This is a genomic window from Bradyrhizobium sp. USDA 241 (assembly GCF_049739505.1).
Taxonomy (GTDB): Bacteria; Pseudomonadota; Alphaproteobacteria; order Rhizobiales; family Xanthobacteraceae; genus Bradyrhizobium; species Bradyrhizobium liaoningense.
The window spans coordinates 375908-397950 of sequence record NZ_JBMGPZ010000002.1 but is presented as its reverse complement, the minus strand read 5'-3'; the positions used below and the strand labels follow the sequence as shown (position 1 = coordinate 397950).

Annotated in this window: 14 protein-coding genes and 2 pseudogenes; 13 read left to right on the top strand and 3 right to left on the bottom strand. The window is 64.6% G+C overall.

The genetic code is table 11. The annotated features are described in order from the left end of the window. The first annotated feature begins 150 nt into the window (after nucleotides 1–150). From ABIF91_RS02710 to ABIF91_RS02695, 4 genes and pseudogenes are all read left to right on the top strand, one after another. A complete protein-coding gene (locus ABIF91_RS02710) occupies nucleotides 151–984 on the top strand; it encodes a branched-chain amino acid ABC transporter permease (protein ID WP_244430028.1) in 834 nt (277 codons plus the stop codon). Beyond that, nucleotides 984–1968: pseudogene (locus ABIF91_RS02705) on the top strand (branched-chain amino acid ABC transporter permease). Before ABIF91_RS02710 ends, ABIF91_RS02705 begins: the two are co-directional and overlap by 1 nt. Next, nucleotides 1965–2696 (top strand): ABC transporter ATP-binding protein, encoded by a 732-nt coding sequence (locus ABIF91_RS02700; protein WP_028178355.1) that lies wholly within the window; start codon nucleotides 1965–1967, stop codon nucleotides 2694–2696. The pseudogene ABIF91_RS02705 and the gene ABIF91_RS02700 overlap by 4 nt, the downstream one beginning before the upstream one ends. After that, nucleotides 2680–3384, top strand: coding sequence for an ABC transporter ATP-binding protein (locus ABIF91_RS02695; RefSeq protein WP_424578744.1), 705 nt, complete (start codon nucleotides 2680–2682; stop codon nucleotides 3382–3384). The genes ABIF91_RS02700 and ABIF91_RS02695 overlap by 17 nt, the downstream gene beginning before the upstream one ends. Before the next feature lie 182 nt (nucleotides 3385–3566). On the opposite strand, the gene ABIF91_RS02690 is transcribed toward ABIF91_RS02695, so the two are convergent. Further along, the gene (locus ABIF91_RS02690; RefSeq protein ID WP_424578743.1) at nucleotides 3567–4235 is read right to left on the bottom strand and encodes an aldolase; all 669 of its coding nucleotides are present in this window, start codon (nucleotides 4233–4235) and stop codon (nucleotides 3567–3569) included. A 104-nt stretch (nucleotides 4236–4339) separates the two neighbouring features. Between ABIF91_RS02690 and ltnD the strand changes: the two genes are divergently transcribed. The 4 genes from ltnD (at nucleotide 4340) to ABIF91_RS02670 (ending at nucleotide 8727) form a co-directional block, all read left to right on the top strand. Further along, nucleotides 4340–5254: an L-threonate dehydrogenase gene (gene ltnD, locus ABIF91_RS02685; RefSeq protein ID WP_028178352.1), complete on the top strand. Its 915-nt coding sequence runs from the start codon at nucleotides 4340–4342 to the stop codon at nucleotides 5252–5254. Between the two features lie 15 nt (nucleotides 5255–5269). Continuing rightward, the gene (otnI, locus tag ABIF91_RS02680; protein WP_028178351.1) at nucleotides 5270–6052 is read left to right on the top strand and encodes a 2-oxo-tetronate isomerase; all 783 of its coding nucleotides are present in this window, start codon (nucleotides 5270–5272) and stop codon (nucleotides 6050–6052) included. Continuing rightward, nucleotides 6049–7320 (top strand): 3-oxo-tetronate kinase, encoded by a 1272-nt coding sequence (otnK, locus tag ABIF91_RS02675; RefSeq protein ID WP_028178350.1) that lies wholly within the window; start codon nucleotides 6049–6051, stop codon nucleotides 7318–7320. The genes otnI and otnK overlap by 4 nt, the downstream gene beginning before the upstream one ends. A 210-nt stretch (nucleotides 7321–7530) precedes the next feature. Further along, nucleotides 7531–8727 (top strand): IS256 family transposase, encoded by a 1197-nt coding sequence (locus ABIF91_RS02670; protein ID WP_424578742.1) that lies wholly within the window; start codon nucleotides 7531–7533, stop codon nucleotides 8725–8727. A 29-nt stretch (nucleotides 8728–8756) separates the two neighbouring features. Here ABIF91_RS02670 and ABIF91_RS02665 read toward each other — a convergent pair whose 3' ends face one another. Then, a complete protein-coding gene (locus ABIF91_RS02665; protein WP_424578741.1) occupies nucleotides 8757–10025 on the bottom strand; it encodes an IS256 family transposase in 1269 nt (422 codons plus the stop codon). A gap of 237 nt (nucleotides 10026–10262) precedes the next feature. On the opposite strand from ABIF91_RS02665, the gene ABIF91_RS02660 reads away from it, so the two are divergent. The 5 genes and pseudogenes from ABIF91_RS02660 (at nucleotide 10263) to ABIF91_RS02640 (ending at nucleotide 20401) form a co-directional block, all read left to right on the top strand. After that, nucleotides 10263–11954 (top strand): methyl-accepting chemotaxis protein, encoded by a 1692-nt coding sequence (locus tag ABIF91_RS02660; RefSeq protein ID WP_028178349.1) that lies wholly within the window; start codon nucleotides 10263–10265, stop codon nucleotides 11952–11954. Between the two features lie 293 nt (nucleotides 11955–12247). Next, nucleotides 12248–13936, top strand: a complete 1689-nt coding sequence (locus ABIF91_RS02655; RefSeq protein ID WP_424578740.1) for a methyl-accepting chemotaxis protein — start codon at nucleotides 12248–12250, stop codon at nucleotides 13934–13936. A gap of 231 nt (nucleotides 13937–14167) precedes the next feature. Then, entirely contained in the window at nucleotides 14168–15862 is a 1695-nt protein-coding gene (locus ABIF91_RS02650) for a methyl-accepting chemotaxis protein (RefSeq protein ID WP_028178347.1), read from the top strand. 169 nt (nucleotides 15863–16031) lie between these two features. Next, a complete protein-coding gene (locus ABIF91_RS02645) occupies nucleotides 16032–19211 on the top strand; it encodes an efflux RND transporter permease subunit (RefSeq protein ID WP_284278230.1) in 3180 nt (1059 codons plus the stop codon). Then, nucleotides 19198–20401: pseudogene (locus ABIF91_RS02640) on the top strand (efflux RND transporter periplasmic adaptor subunit). The gene ABIF91_RS02645 and the pseudogene ABIF91_RS02640 overlap by 14 nt, the downstream one beginning before the upstream one ends. A 65-nt stretch (nucleotides 20402–20466) precedes the next feature. Here ABIF91_RS02640 and ABIF91_RS02635 read toward each other — a convergent pair. Next, entirely contained in the window at nucleotides 20467–21972 is a 1506-nt protein-coding gene (locus tag ABIF91_RS02635; RefSeq protein ID WP_028178345.1) for an acetyl-CoA acetyltransferase, read from the bottom strand. Nucleotides 21973–22043 lie beyond the last annotated feature (71 nt).

Below are 22043 nucleotides of genomic sequence, written 5' to 3'. Positions count from 1 at the left end.
GAGCGGGCGTAGCCCGCGTCTCGAAGGACGAGAGCTGGGCCATCCTTCGGGACGCGCGCTGATGCGCGCTCCGCAGGATGAGGATCTATTTCGGGGGACAGACTTTTGACAGCCCAAGCCATAATCCAAAGTCTCGCGAGCGGCCTCCTCATGGGCCTGCTCTACGGACTGATCGCGGTCGGCCTCGCGCTGATCTTCGGCCTGATGGACGTCACGAACTTCGCCCATGGCGAGTTCCTGATGCTCGCGATGTACCTGTCCTTCTTTCTGTTCGCGTTCTTCGCCATCGACCCCTTGCTGTCGGCGCCCTTGGTCGCCGCGGCGCTGTTCGTTTTCGGAGCGGTGATCTACCTGCTCATTGTTCGCTTCGCCATGCGGGCCAAGGCCAACGCCGGCATGGTGCAGATCTTCACCACCTTCGGTCTCGCCATCGTCATGCGCGGCCTCGCGCAGTTCTTCTTCACCCCGGACTATCGCAGCATTCCGCAGTCCTGGCTCGGCGGCAAAACCATCTCCTTTGCCGGCATCTTCCTGCCTGAGCCGCAGCTGGTCGGCGCGCTGGTCTCGGTTCTCGCCTTTGCCGGTCTCTACTTCTTCATCCACCGCACCGATTTCGGCCGCGCGATCGAGGCCACCCGCGAAGATCCTGGTGCGGTGGCTCTCGTCGGGATCGACAAGAACCGCGTGTTCGCGTTCGGCTGGGGCCTCGGCGCCGCGCTGGTCGGTCTCGCCGGTGCGATCATGGCGGTGTTCTTCTACATCTACCCTGATGTCGGCGCGTCCTTCGCGCTGATCGCCTATGTCACGGTGGCGCTGGGCGGCTTCGGCAGCGTGTTCGGGGCCTTCGCCGGCGGCATCATCGTCGGCCTCGTCGAGGCGGTCACGGCCCTGGTGCTGCCGCCCTCGCTGAAATCCGTCGGCATCTACGCCGTCTACCTGCTCGTCGTCTTCATCCGGCCACGCGGCCTGTTCGGGTCGATGTGATGGACAAGAATTTTGCCGCGCGGCGCCGCCGCGACCTCATCATCGCCGCGGTGCTGGCCGGGCTCGCGGCGCTGGCGCCGCTGTTCGTCAAGGACGTCTACGTCCAGAACATCCTGATCCTGACGCTGATGTACGCGGCGCTGTCGCAGAGCTGGAACATCCTGTCCGGCTATTGCGGACAGATCTCGCTCGGACACGCGCTCTATTTCGGCATCGGCGCCTACACCACCGAGCTGCTGTTCACCAAGTTCGGCGTGCTGCCCTGGTTCGGCATGTTCGCCGGTGGGGTGATCGCGGCCGTCATCGCGATGGGGCTTGGCTATCCCTTCTTCCGCCTGCGCGGCCATTACTTCGTGATCGCGACCATCGTCATCGCCGAGATCGGGCTGCTGCTGTTCCAGAACTGGGAGTGGGCGGGAGCAGCGATGGGAATCACCATCCCGATCCGCGGCGACAGCTGGCTGAAATTCCAGTTCCTGCGCACCAAGCTGCCGTACTTCTATTTCGCGCTGGCGCTGTGCTGCCTCGCCTGGTTCGTCACCTGGTGGCTGGAAGATTCCAAATGGGGCTTCTGGTGGCGCGCGGTGAAGGACAATCCGGAAGCGGCCGAAAGCCTTGGCGTCGTCGTCTTCAACTCCAAGATGGGCGCGGCCGCCGTCTCGGCCTTCCTCGTCGCCATCGGCGGTGCCTTCTACGCGCAATTTCTCGCCTATATCGATCCTGAAAGCGTCATGGGCTTCCAGTTCTCGCTGCTGATGGCGCTGCCGGCCGTGCTCGGCGGAATCGGTACTCTCTGGGGCCCGGTGTTGGGGGCCGCCATCCTGATCCCGATGACGGAGCTGACGCGCTCCTATATCGGCGGCTCCGGACGCGGCGTTGACCTCATCGTCTACGGCACGCTGATCGTGCTGATCTCGCTGGCGCTGCCGCAAGGTCTGGTGAGCCTGTTCTCCCCGTTCGAAAGCAAAGGGAGCCACGCGATGACGGCGCTCCTTGAAACCCGCGGCGTCTGGCAGCGCTTTGGCGGCCTCATCGCCAACAGCGACGTCTCGATCTCGGTCGGCCGCGGCGAGATCGTCGGCCTGATCGGCCCGAACGGTGCCGGCAAGTCGACCCTGTTCAATCTCATCGCGGGCGTGCTGCCGCCGACGCAAGGCTCGATTCTATTCGATGGCGAGGATGTCACCCACATGCCGGCGGCCGAGCGCTGTCAGCGCGGGATCGGCCGGACCTTCCAGGTCGTCAAGAGCTTCGAGACCATGACGGTGATCGACAACGTCATCGTCGGTGCGCTCGTGCGCAATACCGTGATGCGCGAGGCGCGCCGCAAGGCGCATGAGGTGCTGGAATTCACCGGCCTTGCCGCGCGCGCCGACGTGCTCGCCAGCGACCTCGTGCCGGCCGAGAAGCGCCGTCTGGAGGTTGCCCGTGCGCTCGCGACCGAACCGAAGCTGCTGCTGCTCGACGAAGTCCTCACCGGGCTCACGCCGACCGAAGCGCAGACCGGTGTGGCGCTGGTGCGCAAGGTGCGCGATGCCGGCATCACCGTGCTGATGGTCGAGCATGTGATGGAGATCGTGATGCCGCTGGTCGACCGCGCCATCGTTCTCGACCTCGGCAAGGTGCTGGTCGAGGGCAAGCCCGCAGACGTCGTCCGCGATCCCAAGGTGATCAGCGCATATCTGGGAGATCGTCATGCTGTCGGTGCGTGAAGTCACGACCGCCTATCAGGGCCTGGTCGCGATCTCCGCGGTCTCGATCGAGGTCCAGAAGGGCGAGATCGTCTGCGTCGCCGGCGCCAACGGCGCGGGCAAGTCGACGCTGCTCAAATCCATCGCCGGTGCCGAGCGTCCGCGCTCGGGCACGGTGACGTTCGACGGCAAGTGCCTCGACGGCATGGCGCAGCACCACATCACGGCGACCGGCATCGCCTACGTGCCCGAGAACCGCCGTCTGTTCCCGCGCCTGTCGGTGCGCGACAATCTGCGTCTCGGCAGTTATCTCTACCGTGGCGAAGCCAATCGCGAAGAGCCGCTCGATCTCGTCTTCACGCTGTTTCCGCGTCTTCAGGAACGTTTGGAGCAGCGCGCCGAGACGCTCTCCGGCGGCGAGCAGCAGATGCTCGCGATCGGCCGCGCGCTGATGACGCGTCCGCGGCTCCTGATGCTGGACGAGCCCTCGCAGGGCATCATGCCGAAGCTGGTGGATGAGATCTTCCAGGCGGTGAAGCGCATCCGCGACGCCGGCATGACCGTGCTGATCGTCGAGCAGCGCATGGCCGAGTGCCTGGAGATCGCCGACCGCGCCTACATCCTGCAAACCGGCCGCGTGCTGATGCAGGGCGCAGCAAGCGAGATCAAGGGCAATCCAGATGTGAGGAAGGCGTATCTCGGGCTGTAGTCGAGAAGTATCGGGCACGCCCGCGCAACATACTCGGTGTCATCGCCCGACTTGATCGGGCGATCCAGTACTGGGAGATGTCAGAGATGTGCGGAGAAGCCGCGGCGTACTGGATTCCCCGCCTTCGCGGGGAATGACAGCGGTGGGTGAGGCGGGGCTGTTCCGCGCATGACTGCACGTCGCTAATGCCCATGCTCCGGCAGCGTCACCCCGAACGCCTTCGCCAGATCTTTCACCTGCTCCGGCGACAGATACCGCGGGTTCATCCCGCGCAGCAGCAGGTACAACTTCGCCGTCTCCTCCAGCTCCTCGGTAGCGAACACCGCAGCCTCAAGCGTGTCGCCGGCGACGACCGGGCCGTGATTGGCGAGCAGCACGGATGAATATTTTCCCGCCAGTCCCTTGATCGCATCCGCGACCGCGGGATCGCCCGGGCGGTAATAGGGCACGAGCGCGGTGGCGCCGCATTTCATCAGGTAGTAGGCTGTCATCGGCGGCAGCGCGGCGCGCGGATCGATCTCGGGCAGCATCGATAGCGCGACCGAATGGGTGGAGTGCAGGTGCACGATCGCGCGCGCGCTTGCGCGTGTGTCGTAGAGCGCGGTGTGCAGCGGAACTTCCTTGGTCGGCGCATCGCCCGAAACCAGTTGTCCCCTTTCATCCAGCCGCGACAGCCGCGCCGGATCGAGGAAGCCGAGCGAGGCGTTGGTCGGCGTGACCACCCAGCCGCCGTCGTCCATCCTGACGCTGATATTGCCGGAGGAGCCCGGCGTCAGTCCGCGCTCGAACAGGGACCGTCCGAAGCGGCAGATATCCTCACGCAGCAATGTTTCGTTGCTCATGGCCGTCATGCCTGCTTGTCTCACGCTTTGGCAGCGCGGCCAAGCCGTGATATCGGTTCGCTGAGCCGCCGCAAAGGCGGACCATCCGGGAAACGTTCGCAAGGGTCAGTTGCATGTCCTCTACGTCACCAAATCAGCGCATCGCCGTCGTCGGCCTCGGCTCGATGGGATACGGCATGGCGACCTCGCTGAAGCGCGCCGGCCACGCCGTGACCGGCTGCGATGTCTCGGCGGACGCGGTAACCCGTTTCGTGAAGGATGGCGGCGCGGGCGCCAAGACGCCGGCCGAAGCGGCCAGGGAGGCCGATGTCGTCGTCAGCGTCGTCGTCAATGCCGCGCAGACGGAGACGATCCTGTTCGGCAAGGATGGGGCCGCCGAGACCATGCCGAAGGGCAGCGTCTTCGTATCCTCGGCCACCATGGATCCCGACGTGGCGCGGCGCCTGGCCAAGCAGCTTGAGGCGACCGGCCGGCATTATCTGGACGCGCCGATCTCCGGCGGGGCGCAGCGCGCCGCGCAAGGCGAGCTGACGATCCTCGCCTCCGGCAGTCCCGCCGCTTTTGCGAAGGCGCGGCCCGCGCTCGATGCCATGGCCGCAAAGCTCTACGAGCTCGGCGATGCCGCCGGGCAAGGCGCTGCGTTCAAGATGATCAATCAATTGCTCGCCGGCGTGCACATCGCCGCCGCCAGCGAAGCCATTGCGTTCGCGGCAAAGCAGGGCCTCGACATCCGCAAGGTCTATGAGGTGATCACGGCATCGGCCGGTAATTCGTGGATGTTCGAGAACCGCATGCCGCACGTGCTCGACGGCGATTACACGCCGCGTAGCGCAGTCGAGATCTTCGTCAAGGACCTCGGCATCATTCAGGACATGGCACGCACTGCCCGATTCCCTGTGCCGGTCTCCGCCGCCGCGCTCCAGATGTTTCTGATGACATCAGCCGCCGGCATGGGCCGCGACGACGATGCTTCGGTGGCGCGGATGTATGCGCAGGTCACCGGCGTCAAGCTGCCCGGCGACAAGTAAGCAAGAGGAGCTCCGATGCCCCGTTTCGCCGCCAATCTTTCGATGATGTTCACCGAGGTGCCGTTCCTCGACCGCTTTGATGCCGCAGCCCAGGCCGGCTTCACCGCCGTCGAGTTTCTCTTTCCCTACGAGCATCCGGCGGAGGCGATCGGCGAGCGGCTCAAGCGCAATGGCCTGACCCAGGCGCTGTTCAATCTGCCGCCGGGCGACTGGAACGCCGGCGAGAAGGGCTTTGCGGCGCTGCCCTCGCGGTTCAACGATCTCAAGGCGAGTCTGGAGACGGCGCTGCCTTATGCCAAGGCGACCGGCGTCAAGCGCCTGCACCTGATGGCCGGCATCGCGAACCGCGGCGAGCGTGTGGCGATCGAGGCGTTCTACAAGTCGGTGGCCTGGGCCGCGGAATTCTTCGCGCCGCACGGCATCGACGTCGTGATCGAGCCGATCAATGCGCGCAACGTGCCCGGCTATTTCCTCAACGATTTCGGCTTCGCGCGCGACCTGATCCAGGAGCTGAGGCTTGCGAACCTGAAGCTCCAGTTCGACATCTATCACTGCCAGATCATCCATGGCGACGTCACCATGCGGCTGCGCGAGATGATGCCGATCATCGGCCACGTCCAGATCGCCAGCATCCCTTCGCGCAACGAGCCCGACGGTGAGGAGCTGAACTATCCGTTCCTGTTCGCAGAGCTCGATCGGCTCGGCTATGCCGGCTTCGTCGGCTGCGAATACAATCCCCGCGGCAAGACTACCGATGGACTCGCCTGGTTCAAGCCTTACGCTGGAGTGAAGTCGTGACACTTGCGGTGGGCTGCATCGCCGACGACTACACCGGCGCCTCCGATCTCGCCAATACGCTGACGCGCGCGGGCCTGCGCACCGTGCAGACCATCGGCGTGCCCGCGGACGATCTGGCGCTGCCCGAGGTCGATGCCGTCGTGGTGTCGCTGAAGAGCCGCTCGATCGAAGCCGGCCTCGCCGTGTCGCGCTCGCGCGCGGCGGAGACATGGCTGCGCGGCCGCGGCGCGGGCCACGTGTTGTTCAAGATCTGCTCGACCTTCGATTCCACCGACGCCGGCAATATCGGCCCGGTGATGGATGCGTTGCGTGCCGATTGCGGCGAAGCCGTCGTGCTGGTGACACCGGCGTTCCCGGAAACAGGCCGTACCGTCTACCAGGGCAACCTGTTCGTCGGTGCCGTGCCGCTCAACGAGAGCCCGCTGAAGGACCATCCGCTCAACCCGATGCACGATTCGAACCTGGTGCGCGTGCTGGCGCGCCAGAGTAGGACACAGATCGGCCTCGTCGATCTCGCCACCGTCACGCGCGGCGCGGAGGCCGTGCGGGCGCGATTGGCCGAACTCGCGGGCAAGGGCATCGGCGCCGCGATCATCGACGCCGTCTTCGACCGCGACCTCGAGACCATCGGACTCGTCGCCGCCGAACATCGGCTGTCGGTCGGCGCCTCCGGGATCGGCCTTGGACTCGCGCGGGCTCTGGTATCGACCGGAAAGGTCAGTGCAACGGCAACCAGTGATGCAGGTGCGCCGGTCGGCGGATCGGCGGCATGCCTTGCCGGGAGTTGTTCGCAGGCGACGCTTCAGCAGATCGCCAATGCCGAACGCATCATGCCGGTGCTTCATCTTGATCCGGACCGTATCATTACGGGGGCGGGCGAAGCACAGCGCGCGCTGGAGTGGGCGAGGCCGCGGCTTGCGGAAGGTCCGGTGCTGATCGCATCGAGCTCGACACCGGATCAGGTCGCCGCGCTGCAGGCGCGCCACGGTCGCGACGCCGCCGGCCATGCCATCGAGCAGGCCATGGCCGATATTGCAGAAAGCCTCGTAAAATCAGGCGTGCGACGGCTGATCGTTGCCGGCGGCGAGACGTCCGGGGCCGTTGTCGATCGGTTGAAGATTCCCGGATTTCTCGTGGGAGTGGAAATTGCCGCAGGCGTTCCGGTGCTGCGCGCGGTCGGTGCCGAAAGCGACATGCTGCTCGCTCTGAAGTCCGGAAATTTCGGCGGAGCAGAGTTTTTCTCCGACGCACTTAGGCTCATGCGCTGAGCGCAGAGCATTTTTAGCTGCCTGTTCATTTCTTTCGGGCTCCGTGCTCGCACGGAGCCGTCGTTAACATCTGCACAAGTGCTCTGGTGTTGGATGGCGGCGCTGCTCCCTTTGGTTGATTCGTAGAATTTCGGACGCGCGCCGGCGCGAGGGTGTCAGTAACTCGGTGTAAGATGGTTTCTGTGAGTTTACCTTTGACAGGAGACTCACATGGCTACGGATTTTTCACCTGAGATTTTGGACCAGCTTCTTGCCGGGGGCAGCCTCAAGCCAGAAGACTTAGCCGGCGAAGACGGGCTTTTCAGACGACTGAAGAAGGCGCTTCTGGAGCGCGCACTGGGTGCGGAGCTGACCCACCACCTTGGCTATGAGAAGGGCGACCCGGCGGGCCGCGGGTCGGGCAACAGCCGCAACGGCACAAGCAGCAAAGCGCTGTTGACGGACGACGGCGAGATCGAGATCGAGGTGCCGCGCGACCGCGCCGGCACGTTCGAACCGGTGATCGTCGCGAAGGGCCAGACCCGCTTCGACGGCTTCGACGAGAAGATCATCAGTCTCTACGGGCGGGGCATGACGGTACGGGAGATCCAGGGCCATCTGGCCGAGCTCTACGGCACCGAGGTGTCCCCCGATCTGATCAGCAAGGTCACCGACGCGATTCTCGACGAGGTCCGCGAATGGCAGAGCCGGCCGCTGGAAGCGATCTATCCGGTGGTCTTCTTCGACGCGCTCAGGGTCAAGATTCGCGATGAGGGGATGGTCAAGAACAAGGCAGTCTACGTCGTGCTGGGCATCACTGCATCGGGCGAGAAAGACGTGCTCGGGCTTTGGATCGAGCAAACCGAAGGCGCCAAATTCTGGCTCAAGGTCATGAACGATCTGAGGAACCGCGGCGTCGCCGACATCCTGATCGCCGTCGTCGACGGTCTGAAGGGCTTTCCCGAGGCGATCAACAGCGTCTTTCCCAAGGCGATGGTCCAGACCTGCATCGTGCATTTGATCCGCAACAGCCTATCCTTCGTGTCCTGGAAGGATCGCAAGGCGATCCTTCCCTCGATCAAGGCGATCTATCATGCCGAGAATGCCGACGCCGCTCTGCTCAGGCTCGAGGACTTCGAAGCCGAGTGGGGCAAGCGCTATCCCGCGATCGGGGCGGCCTGGCGCCGGGCGTGGGAGCACGTCATTCCGTTCTTCGCCTTCGCGCCGGAGATACGCAAAATGATCTATACCACCAACACGGTCGAGGCGCTGAACCGTTCGCTGCGCAAGATCATCAAAACACGCGGCAGCTTCCCCAACGACGAGGCGGCGATGAAGCTGCTTTACCTCGCCATCAGAAATGCCGGCATCCATTGGCGACGACCGGTTGCATGGACGGCCGCAATGGGCCAGTTTGCCATCCAGTGAGCTATGCGGGATTTTGGGTGACGAGGCGATCAGGCGGCGTGGTTTTCCGGCACTTGGATGACCTCGATGCCGTTTTCGAATCTGACACCTGCGCTGACCTTCGGCAACTGATTTGTGCCTTTCAGCCGCCGCCAGGTCTTTGATGCGGCGCAGAGCAGCTTGAACACCATCAACTTGGCAGTCGTTGACGATAACGAACCTTTCGTGCGCACCGTTCTGTGCCGGACCGTCGCGAACACGCTTTCGATGGGATTCGTCGTCCGCAAGTGGTCCCAATGCTCGGCGGGGAATTCGTAGAACGCAAGCATTGCGTCGCGATCTTTCGTCAGGCACTCGACCGCCTTGTCGTACTTCGCTCCGTATTTCTCGGCAAAGACATCGATCGCCACTTCGGCCGAAGCTCGGTTGGACGCCAAATAGACCTCGCGCAGATCCTTCTTCATGCTGGCCTGTACCGACACTGCGACTTTGTTCAAGATATTCGCGGTTTTGTGCACCCAGTACCGCTGATGTCGCGTGGCGGGAAAGACCTCGTCGAGCGCCTTCCAGAAGCCGAGCGCGCCGTCACCGACGGCGATTTCCGGGGCGATCTTCAGCCCTCGGGTTTTCGCCTCGACGAGCAGTTCGTGCCAGCTCTGCGTGCTCTCGCGCACGCCGACCTGGAAGCCGATGAGTTCCTTCTTGCCTTCCGGCGTCGCGCCGATCAGCACCAGCATGCATTCGCTATGGTCTTCCATGCGAGCCTGCAGGAAGACGCCGTCCGCCCACACGTATACGTACCGGCGCGCCGACAGATCGCGCTTCTGCCAACGCTCGTACTCGAGCTGCCACTCCGTCGTCAGTCTGGAAACCACCGCCGGAGAAAGATTCGGCGCATCCTTGCCCAAGAGCGCCGCCAGCGCCTCCTGGAAGTCGCCCGTCGAGATGCCTCGCAGGTACAGAACCGGCAAAAGTGCATCCAAGCTCTTCGTGCGCCGTGCCCACAACGGCAGGATCGCCGAGGTGAAGCGGATCCGCTCGCCATCGCTGGTCACCGCGCGATCGCGAATCTTTACCCGGGCGACTTCGACGGCGCCGATCCCCGTCTGGATCGTCCGCACTGGACCATGGCCGTGTCGCACGAGGCGGTCGCGGCCATCGGGAAGCTTCAAGCCCTTCATCGCGGCGAGAAACGCCTCGGCTTCCATCTCGACAGCCTGCGCAAGCAGCTGCCGAGCTCCAGATCGCAAAATATTCGTCAGTGGATCGTCGATCTCATCGGGCTGACGCAGTGGGACAATGTTGCTATGCTCGTTCATGGCGTATCGCTCTCCTTGAGGTTCTGGCAGGCTCGACACCCGCCTCGATACGCCGCCTATCTCATTCCGTCATCACCCAGTTTCCCGCATAGCTCCCATCCAGTTCGGCGAGCGCTTTGCAGGCTCAGCGGACTGACCCCATGGGGTCAGTCCGCTGACCCCGCAAACCCCTCACAGAGACGCTCTTACACAAAACTTCTGACACTCCCGCCGGCGCCAATACAACGAGGCCCGATTATGTTTGCCAAACTCTCCATCCGCACCAAAATCATCAGTGTCGTGGCATTCCTGCTGGTCGCGATGACCGGCATGGGCCTGCTCGCGGTCATGAAGATGCGGTCGATGAATGCCAACACCGTCGACATCACCACGAACTGGATGCCCAGCGTGCGGGTGATCGGCGATCTGCGCGCCAGCGTCATCACGTATCGCAACGTGGTGCGCCAGCACATGCTCGCCGAAGCTCTGGAGGATAAGCTCGCGACGGAGAAGACCGCTGCCACGGTGACTGAAGCGCTCGCCAAGGTGCGCTCCAAGTACGAGGCCATGATCAGCTCCCCGGAAGAGCGCGCGCTCTACAACCAATGGTCCAAGCTCTGGGACGACTACAAGAAGGGCACCGAGGAGGTCATGGCATTGTCGCGCAAGGAGGCCGGCAAGCTCCCGCGCGAGGCGCAGGAGCTCAACTCCAAGACCGTCAACAAGATCGGGCTCCAGGCCGACGAGGTCCTGAACAAGGACATCGAGCTCAACACCAACGGCGGCGATCGGGCCGCTCAGGATGCCGCCGACAGCTACGCCTATGCCTTCATGCTGGTTTCGGTCATTCTCGGCGCTGCTGTCGTGATCGGCCTTGGGCTCAGCTTCTATCTCGTCCGAGACGTCTCCAGCGGCATCGACTCGATCATCCAGCCGATGCAGGCGCTGGGCAAGGGCGACCTTTCCGCCGAAGTCCCGCATCGCGGCGAGAAGACGGAGATCGGTGCCATGGCCGACGTGCTCCAGATCTTCAAGGAGGCGCTGATCGCCAAGAAGGCCGCCGACGAGGCCGCCGCGGCCGATGCAGAGGCCAAGATCGAGCGCGGCCGCCGTGTCGACAACATCACTCGCGAATTCGAAACGATGATCGGCGAGATCGTTCAGACCGTGTCGTCGGCCTCGACTCAGCTCGAAGCCTCCGCCTCGACGCTGACTGCGACCGCGGACCGCTCGCAGCAATTGGCGACCACGGTCGCCTCCGCTTCGGAGGAAGCCTCGACCAACGTGCAATCGGTCGCCTCGGCGACCGAAGAGATGGCTTCGTCGGTCGGCGAGATCAGCCGTCAGGTGCAGGAATCGGCGCGGATGGCGGGCGATGCAGTCGGCCAGGCCCGCGCCACCACCGAGCGCGTCGGCGAGCTCTCCAAGGCCGCCGCGCGCATCGGCGACGTGGTCGAGCTGATCAACACCATCGCCGGTCAGACCAATCTACTCGCGCTGAACGCCACCATCGAAGCCGCACGTGCCGGCGAAGCCGGCCGTGGCTTCGCCGTGGTCGCTTCCGAGGTGAAGGCGCTCGCCGAGCAAACCGCGAAGGCGACCGGCGAGATCGGCCAGCAGATTTCCGGCATCCAGGCGGCGACCAACGACTCGGTCGGCGCGATCAAGGAGATCTCCTCGACCATCGAGCGTCTGTCGGAGATCTCGTCGGCGATCGCGGCGGCGGTGGAAGAGCAGGGTGCGGCGACGCAGGAAATCGCCCGCAACGTGCAGCAGGCGGCGCAGGGCACGCAGCAGGTGTCGTCGAACATCACCGACGTGCAGCGCGGCGCGACGGAGACCGGCACGGCCTCCTCGCAGGTGCTGTCGGCGGCGCAGATGCTGTCGAACGACTCGAACCGGCTCAAGACCGAGGTCGGCAAGTTCCTCACCAACGTCCGCGCGGCCTGACCGGTTGTAATTCAGCGGCCAAAACAGCGGCGCTGCCCATTCGGCGGCGCTGACAGCTTGGCTCGGGGCCGCACATGGGTCCGGAGCCTGTAGTCGAGTGGCCCGCCTTCCATTTTCCGATAGGCCGGTAAGAATGCGGAGCATTGCTCCGCATTACCTCCGTAGGAATGCGGAGTATGGCTAATGGTTTCATCATAAGTCGCGCGCATAAAAACAGGGCCGAACTTCGTGCGCAACTCGGGGAGCTGTGCGTTCGATGAGCAATTGGTGCACCGGCAGGCTTGGGGTTTCTGATGTCCTGGATCAATAATCTGCGCATATCCATCAAGGTTTCTGCGGTGTTTGCCGCGATCTGCCTGGTCGTCGCTGGCAGCACCGGGGCGATCTACAATTCGCTGAGCGTGATGAATTCGACGGCAAGAATGACCGTTCATACCTACGAGGTGCTTGAGCAGCTTTCTGGCCTTGTCAGCGCCATGGTCAATCAGGAGACCGGTGTTCGCGGCTATCTCGTGTCGGGCGATGCCGGCTTTCTTGCCCCCTATGAGGCCGGACAAAAGCAGTTTCAGGCGGCGGCGGCCAAGGTCGGCAGCCTGACCTCGGATAATGCGACGCAGCAGAAGCGCCTTGATCAAGTCAAGGCGTTCGCCAATGACTGGGCGACCAACATCGCACAGCGCGAAATCGCGCTGATGAAGGATCCTGCAACTCAGGCAAAGGCCCGCGAGCTCGAAGCATCCGGCGCCGGCAAGAAAGCGATGGATGGCTTGCGCGGCGTGGTGCAGGAGATGGACAAGGAAGAGCGGTCGCTGTTGTCGGTGCGGGCAGCGGCTTCCGACGCCGCGTCAGGCAATGCAACTCTGTCCATGCTGATCGGCGGCCTCGTCACCCTTCTGCTATCGCTTGTGGGCGCCTTCGGCGTTGCGTTCGCGGTTACCCGCCCAATCCAGCGTATCACCACGGAGATGGGGATTCTTGCGCAGGGTGACACATCGGTGGTCGTATCGGGCACCGAACGCAAGGACGAGATCGGCGCGATGGCCCAGGCGGTCCAGGTGTTCAAGACCAATGCGATCGAGGTCGAGCGATTGAAGGCGGAACAGGTCGAAGCCGAGCGACGGAATGCGGAGCAACGCAAGCAAGACATGATCAGGCTCGCAGACGATTTCGAAGGCGCTGTCGGTCAGATCATCGGAACGGTCTCGTCCGCCTCGACGCAGCTCGAAGCGTCGGCCTCCACCCTGACGGGTACGGCCGAACGCTCGCAGCAATTGGCAACCACGGTCGCCTCCGCTTCGGAGGAAGCCTCGACCAACGTGCAATCGGTCGCCTCGGCGACCGAAGAGATGGCTTCGTCGGTCGGCGAGATCAGCCGCCAGGTGCAGGAATCGGCGCGGATGGCGGGCGATGCCGTCGGCCAGGCGCGCGCCACCACCGAGCGGGTCAGCGAGCTCTCCAAGGCCGCCGCGCGCATCGGCGACGTCGTCGAGCTGATCAACACCATCGCCGGCCAGACCAATCTGCTCGCGCTGAACGCCACCATCGAAGCCGCGCGTGCCGGCGAAGCCGGCCGCGGTTTCGCCGTGGTCGCTTCCGAGGTGAAGGCGCTCGCCGAGCAGACCGCGAAGGCGACCGGCGAAATCGGCCAGCAGATTTCCGGCATCCAGGCGGCGACCAACGACTCGGTCGGCGCGATCAAGGAGATCTCCTCGACCATCGAGCGTCTGTCGGAGATCTCGTCGGCCATCGCGGCGGCGGTGGAAGAGCAGGGCGCGGCGACGCAGGAAATCGCCCGCAACGTGCAGCAGGCGGCGCAGGGCACGCAGCAGGTGTCGTCGAACATCACCGACGTGCAGCGCGGGGCGACCGAGACCGGCACGGCCTCCTCGCAGGTGCTGTCGGCGGCGCAGATGCTGTCGAACGACTCGAACAGGCTCAAGACCGAGGTCGGCAAGTTCCTGACCAACGTCCGCGCGGCTTAAAGCGCGGGCCATCCATCAAGCGCATGAGCGGCGCTGTAAGCGCCGCTCATTTTATTCGGTAGCATGATGTCGTTTGAAGCAAGCGTCCGAGGCCTTCCCAGTAATCTTACGGGCACGCCGTTTCATTGATAGTTAAACCGGATTTACGAATGTCGGGCGAGGGCAGCCCAGCAAGGGGCGAGGTTCCCATTGGAATGATTTCACACTGAACCGGTTTTTTTGGGGGATCCGATGCGCAAGAATTTTCCGGTCACGGCCGTCGAATATCCCGTCAGTGATGAGACGCTGATCGTTTCGCGAACCGATCTCAAGGGAAAGCTCACCTACTTCAATGAGGATTTCATTGCCGCTGCCGGCTTCACGTCGGCGGAACTCATGGGCCAGCCGCACAACATCGTCCGCCACCCCGACATGCCGCCGGAGGCGTTCGACAATCTCTGGGACACGCTGAAGGCCGGCAAGCCCTGGCTCGGCGCAGTGAAGAACCGCCGCAAGAACGGCGACTTCTACTGGGTGCTGGCGACGGCCTCGCCGATCCGCGAGAACGGTCAGGTCAAGGGCTATACCTCGATCCGCACCAAGCTGCCGGCCGACCAGCGCAAGCTCGCCGAGGTGGTCTACGCTGCAATCCGCGAGAAGAAGCCTCATGGCTATCGCATCGACGCCGGCATCATCCGTCGCCGCTCGCTGCTCGACCGCTTCAGCATCTTCACCAGGACGCTGAAGGCGCGCCTGGTCACGACGATGGTGCTCCAGGCGCTGTTCATGCTCGCGCTCGGCATCGGCGGTGCCCTCTCCACCGGCGGTTCGGCCGGTCTGATCCTGTCCCTGCTGGCTGTCGTCGGTGCCGCCATCGTCGGCTTCGCCGGCCTTGCAACCATGCGTGCGATCGGGGGGCCGATGCGGCAGCTCAATGACACTTTGATCAACCTCGTGCAGGACAAGTTCGACAACCGCATCGTGATCGAGCGCGACGACGAGATCGGCGAGGCGCTGCGCAACCTTCAGACCGTGCAGACCATCATCCGCTTCAGCCGCGACGAGGTGCAGGCGGTGCAGCGCCGTGCCGAGGCACAACGCAAGGCCGACATGACCAAGCTCGCCAACGGCTTCGAAGCCGCGATCGGCGAGATCGTCGAGACGGTGTCGTCGGCGGCGACCGAGCTCGAGGCCTCGGCCTCGACGCTGTCCTCGACCGCGGGCCGGGCGCAGGAATTGGCGACGGCTGTCGCCACCGGCTCGGAAGCAGCGTCGACCAATGTCCATTCGGTCGCTTCGGCCGCCGAAGAGATGTCGTCCTCGGTGCGCGAGATCGGCCGGCAGGTGCAGGATTCCTCCCGGATTGCGAGCGAGGCGGTCAGTCAGGCCCACGCGACCACCGAACGTGTCAGCGAATTGTCGCGGGCTGCATCGCGGATCGGCGACGTCGTGGAGCTCATCAACGCGATTGCCGGCCAGACCAACCTGCTGGCGCTCAATGCCACGATCGAGGCGGCGCGGGCGGGCGAGGCCGGTCGCGGCTTCGCGGTGGTGGCCTCCGAGGTCAAGGCGCTGGCCGAGCAGACGGCCAAAGCCACCGGCGAGATCGGCCAGCAGATCGGCGGCATCCAGGCGGCGACGCAGGATTCCGTCAGCGCCATCGGCGAGATCAGCGGCACCATCGCGCGTCTGTCGGAGATCGCCTCGGCGATTGCTGCGGCCGTGCAGCAGCAGGGTGCGGCAACCCAGGAGATCGCCCGCAATGTTCAGGAGGCGGCCAGGGGAACGCAGCAGGTGTCGTCCAATGTCGGCGACGTCCAGCGCGGCGCCTCTGAAACCGGCTCGGCGTCGTCGCAGGTGCTGTCGGCGGCGCAGATGCTGTCGCGCGACTCCAACCGCCTCAAGCTCGAAGTTGGCAAGTTCCTGAACTCGGTCCGCGCCGCCTGAGGCGCGCTGCCGCATGGCTGCGATGTCGGTTTCGCAGTGCGGTAGCAGGGAAGTGAATGCGGGATAGCCGCCGGGGATTAGCGTTTCCGGCGGTGCTCAGGTAAAGGGGGAAAGGGATCGCCGTGGGGGCGGATTCCATATCCTCGCTTGACCTGGAATTGCCTGGCGCATGATTGCTCTGGTCCGTATTGCCCTGAGCCGGCCTTATACATTCGTGGTGCTGGCGCTGCTGCTGCTGATTATCGGACCGCTCGCGGCGCTGCGAACACCGACCGACATCTTCCCTGATATCCGTATTCCTGTCATCGGCGTGGTCTGGCAGTACACCGGGCTGCCGCCGGACCAGATGTCCGGCCGCATCACCACGCCGTTCCAGCGCGCGCTGACGACCACGGTCAACGACATCGAGCATATCGTCGCCAATTCCTACAACGGCTTTGGCATCATCAAGATCTTCTTCCAGCCCAACGTCGACATCCGTACCGCCAACGCGCAGGTCACCGCGATCTCGCAGACGCTGCTCAAGCAGATGCCGCCGGGCGCGACGCCTCCCTTGATCCTGAACTACTCGGCTTCCACCGTGCCGATCATTCAGGTGGCCCTGTCGGGCGACGGGCTCACCGAGCAGAATCTCGCCGATATCGGCATCAACCAGCTTCGTACGCCCTTGGTCACGGTGCCGGGCGCGGCGATTCCTTATCCGTTCGGCGGCAAGCAGCGCCAGGTGCAGATCGACCTCAATCCTACCGCCCTCCAGGCCCGCGGCCTCTCCGGCCAGGACGTTGCCAACGCGCTGGCCGCCCAGAACCTGATCACACCGGTCGGCACCCAGAAGATCGGCCAGTTCGAGTACAACATCCAGCTCAACAACTCGCCGCTCCGGATCGACGAACTCGGCGATCTGCCGATCAAGACCGTCAACGGCGCCATGGTCTATGTGCGCGACGTCGCCACGGTGCGCGATGGCAATCCGCCGCAGACCAACATCGTCCATGTCGACGGCAACCGCTCGGTGCTGATGATGGTGCTGAAGGCGGGCGCGACCTCGACGCTCGATATCATCGCCGGAATCAAGCAGAAGGTCATCGACGTCAAGGATCAGCTGCCCGACGCACTGAAGATCGGCTTCATCGGTGATCAGTCGGTGTTCGTCCGCGGCGCGATCCAAGGTGTCGCCTTCGAGGGCGTGATCGCGGCGTTGCTCACCAGCGTCATGATCCTGCTGTTCCTCGGCAGCTGGCGCTCGACCATCATCATCGCGGTCTCGATCCCGCTGTCGGTGCTGGGCGCCATCATCATGCTGTCGGCGATCGGCGAGACGCTGAACATCATGACGCTCGGCGGCCTCGCGCTCGCGGTCGGCATCCTCGTCGACGACGCCACGGTCACGATCGAGAACATCAACTACCATCTGGAGCAGGGCAAACCGGTCGAGCAGTCCATCCTCGATGGCGCCAACCAGATCGTGACGCCGGCCTTCGTTTCGCTGCTCTGCATCTGCATCGTGTTCGTGCCGATGTTCTTCCTCACCGGCGTCGCGCGCTTCCTGTTCGTGCCGATGGCGGAAGCCGTGATGTTCGCGATGATCTGGTCGTTCATCCTGTCGCGCACGCTGGTGCCGACCATGGCGAACTATCTGCTCAAGGCGCATGTCCATCACGAGGGCGGGCCGCCGAAGTCGCGCAATCCGCTGGTCTGGTTCCAGCGCGGCTTCGAGGCGCGGTTCGAACGCATCCGCGGTGGTTATCGCGGCCTCCTTGGCCTGGCGTTGGCGCACCGGGCGGTGTTCGTCATCGGTTTCATCTGCATCGTCGGCGCGTCCTTCGCGCTGGTGCCGTTCCTCGGCCGCAACTTCTTCCCGGCCGTCGATGCCGGCAACATCCTGATGCATGTCCGCACCCAGGTCGGCACCCGAGTCGAGGAGACCGCGAACCAGCTCGCCGATGTCCAGAAGGCGGTGCGCAAGCTGATCCCGGGCGAGATCGAGACCATGACCGACAACATCGGCATGCCGATCTCCGGTATCAACATGACCTACAACAACACCGGCGTGATCGGCCCGCAGGACGGCGACATTCAGATCAAGCTGAAGGAAGGCCACAAGCCGACCGAAGAGCATGTCCGCGTGCTGCGCGAGCAGTTGCCGCGGCTGTTTCCCGGCGTGAGCTTCGCGTTCCTGCCGGCCGACATCGTCAGCCAGATCCTGAATTTCGGCGCGCCGGCGCCGATCGACCTGCAAATCCGCGGCGCCAATGTCAGCGCGAATTTCGCTTATGCCAACAGCCTGCTGGCGAAGGTCCGCAAGATTCCCGGCGTCGCCGATGCGCGCATCCAGCAGTCGCCGAACAACCCGACATTCAACATCGATGTCGACCGCACCCGCGCGCAATATGTCGGCCTGACTGAGCGCGACGTCACCAACAGCCTCGTGGTCAATCTCGCCGGCTCCTCGCAGGTGGCGCCGACCTACTACCTCAATCCCGATAACGGCGTGTCCTACTCGATCGTGATGCAGACGCCGCAATACCAGATCGACTCGCTCAGTGCGCTGCAGACCCTGCCGATCACCGCGGCCAGCAATGCGCAGTCGCCGATTCTCGGCGGCATCGCCGACATCAAGCGCTCGACCTCGAGCGCGGTCGTCTCGCAATACGACATCCAGTCCATGGTGCAGATCTTTGCCACGACCTCGGGCCGCGATCTCGGCGCGATTGCCGCCGACATCCGCCAGCTGATCGCCGACACCGCCAAGGAGGTGCCGAAGGGCTCGTCCGTGGCGCTGCTCGGCCAGGTGCAGACCATGAACAGCGCCTTCACCGGCCTGCTGTTCGGCCTGCTCGGGGCCGTCGTGCTGATCTACTTCCTGATCGTCGTGAACTTCCAGTCCTGGTCCGACCCGTTCGTGATCATCACCGCGTTGCCGGCTGCACTCGCCGGCATCGTCTGGATGCTGTTCATGACCGAGACCACGCTGTCGGTGCCGGCGCTCACCGGCGCCATCATGTGCATGGGCGTTGCCACCGCCAACAGCGTGCTCGTGATCTCCTTTGCCCGCGAGCGTTACGAGGACCTCGGCGATCCCATCGCCGCCGCGCTCGAAGCCGGCTTCGTCCGGTTCCGCCCGGTGCTGATGACCGCGCTCGCCATGATCATCGGTATGGCGCCGATGGCGCTGGGGCTGGGCGAGGGCGGCGAGCAGAATGCACCGCTCGGCCGCGCCGTGATCGGCGGCCTGATCTTTGCAACGTTCGCCACGCTGATGTTTGTTCCCGTGGTGTTCAGCATGGTTCACAAGAAGCAAGGCGCCGAAGCCGCCGCCTCATTGGAGACTCCGCATGTCGCCCACTGAACCCCGCTCCCCGGTGTCGCACCGGAAACTGGGCATCTTCGGCGTGGTGGCGCTGATTGCGGCAGGCCTTGTCGTCGGCACCGGCATCCGTGCCCGCGAGGAGCAGGGCTCCAAACTGAAAGAATGGACCGACGACCAGGCCATTCCCAGCGTGGCGGTGACGCTGCCCAATGCCAAGGACCTCAATGCCACCATCGAGCTGCCGGGCCGACTGGAAGCCTACTACCCGGGCTCCGATTTTCGCGCGCGTGTCGGGCTATTTGAAGAGCTGGAGCGCCGACATCGGCGCGCGCGTCAAGGCCGGCCAGGTGATTGCCGAGATCGAGGCGCCCGACCTCGATCAGCAGCTGCTGCAAGCCCGCGCCGACCTCGCCAGCCAGCAGGCCAGCGCCAGGCTGTCGGAGGCAACGCTGAACCGGCGCAAGACGCTGGTCGCTTCCAACTTCGTCTCCGCGCAGGAGATCGACGAGCGCACCGCCGACCTCTCCAACAAGAAGGCCGCCGTCAATTCGGGGCAGGCCAATGTCGAGCGGCTGGAAGCGCTCGCCGGCTACAAGAAGATCACAGCGCCGTTCGACGGCGTCGTCACCGCGCGCGACACCGACGTCGGCGCGCTCATCAATGCCGGCGGCGGCTCGGGCCCGGCGATGTTCGTGATCTCGGACATCACCAAGCTGCGCGTCTACGTCAACGTGCCCCAGAATTACGTGCCGGCGATCAAGATCGGGGCCAAGGCGATCATCACGCTACCGGAATATCCCAACCGGACTTTTCAGGCGACGGTGGAGGCTTCATCGCAGGCCGTCGACGTCGCCTCCGGGACGACGCGCATGCAGCTCGGGCTCGACAATTCGAGAGGCGAGTTGATGCCCGGCGGCTATGCCAGCGTGAAGCTCAGCCTCCAGCGCGACTCCGCGCCGCTCAGCATCCCTGCCAGCGCCCTGATCTTCAACGGCAGCGGCCTGCGCGTCGCGACGGTCGGTGCGGACGACAAGGTGCTGTTCAAGCCGGTCACCATCGCGCGCGATCTCGGCCGCGAAATCGAGCTCGCGTCGGGTATCGCGCCGGATGATCGCGTCATCGCCGCCCCGCCGGATGGTCTGTCGGATGGCGACGCGGTTCGCGTCGTCGGGGCCGGCGCCAAAGGCAAGCCGGCAACGGCGTCCGAGAAGCAGGCGCCGAGGAGCTAGGACGGTCCGTGCCCCGGCTCTGCGGAGCGGCACTTCGCGCCGCACCGCGTCCGGGACACCAGAGCTTACGCCACCCGCCACTCCGGCACGCCATCCGCGGCCATCGCGATCTCGCCGATTGAGCCGACCGGCGTGCGATCCATGTCGAGCAGGTGCGCCAGCGTCGCCGCATCGCTCGCCGGAATCCGCGCCAGCGTGCGCCGGTCATCTTCGGTGCGCAGCATCACCACGCCGTGCTCGACATCGCCGCCGCGCCCATAGAGTACCGTAAAGCTCTCGACCTTGCCTTTGCCTCCGGCTTCGGTGACGAACTCCGGCACCGCGCGCTTGTTGCGGTCGGCCTCGGCCTGCACGCTCGTCTCCTGAATCAACGCTTCGCGTGGCGCCGTCTTCGAAACAACGAGCGCATGGTGCTTGGTGACGAAGCCGCCCTGGCCGTAGAGCAGGCCGAGCCCGGCGCCGTCGCGCAGCCGCCGCACCATCGCGCAGGCCGCATGCGTCATGTAGGTGTTGAGCGGCGCCCCGAAGAAGGTGAGCCCGCCGGTCACGGTCGGCTGCACGTCCGCGCCCAAGCCAAGCGTCCGCCGCGCCATCTTGGGCACGCAGGGGAAGCAGCTATAGAGCTCGATCGCATCGAACTTTCTACCGTCGCCGCCGGCGAGGTCCATCACGGCGTTCAGCACCGCGTTCTGCGGATGGCTCTCGTAGAACTGGTCGCGCAGGAGATAATCACGCGGTTCTTCGGCCGAGGCGCCGCCGAGCGGGTAGACCAACCTGTCCTCGGGAATCCCGGCCGCGCGCGCCTTGGCAAGGCTGGTGAGCAGCAGCGCACCGCCCATGTTGACGCTCGGGTTGGCAACCATGAGCTTGTTGTAGGGCCATGCGATCAGGCGGTTGTCGGCGGTCGGTGTCGTGATCTCCTCGGGCGCGTAGCGCCGCTTCAGCCAGGCATTCGGATTCTGCGCGGCGGCTTCCGAATAGCGCGACCACAGCACACCGGACTCCGCCATCGCCTCGCGCGGCGTCTGGCCCCAATGGGCGGAGGAAGCCGCCTCATAGAACGGATAGACGGTGACGGGGCGGAATACGCCAAGCTTGACCGCCAGCGGCTTCTGGAACGCCGCGCCGCGCTTGGGCTCCTCGACGTCATGCGCGAACGGGGTCCATGGCAGCTTGACGCTCGCACGTTCCGCCTTGGTCGCGGTCGACTGCGCCTCCGCCCCGCAGACTGCCGCGACGCTGCATTCGCCCCGTGCGATGCGCTTTGCCGCCTCGTGGATGTAGCGGATCGGGCTCTCGCCGCCGACCGGACCGTAATAGCAATGCGCAGGCGCGATCCCGAACCGTTGCGCCAAAAGCTGCTCCGGATCGCGATAACGCCAGCTCAGGAAGTTGACGACGTCGAGCGACTGCACCTCGCCGAGCAGTTTTGCGCCCGCATCGGCCTCGGCGTGCCGGAGCGCCTGTTCGAGCAGATCGAGCGGTTCCAGGCCTTCCGTGATCTCCTTGGGGCGGTCGACGATCTCGCCGATGCCGACGATGACGGGGATGCGGTCTGGGGAAATTGTCATTGTTCTTGCTTCTTCTCTCTCAGATATATTCGACCTCATCCTGAGGAGCCTGCGAAGCAGGCGTCTCGAAG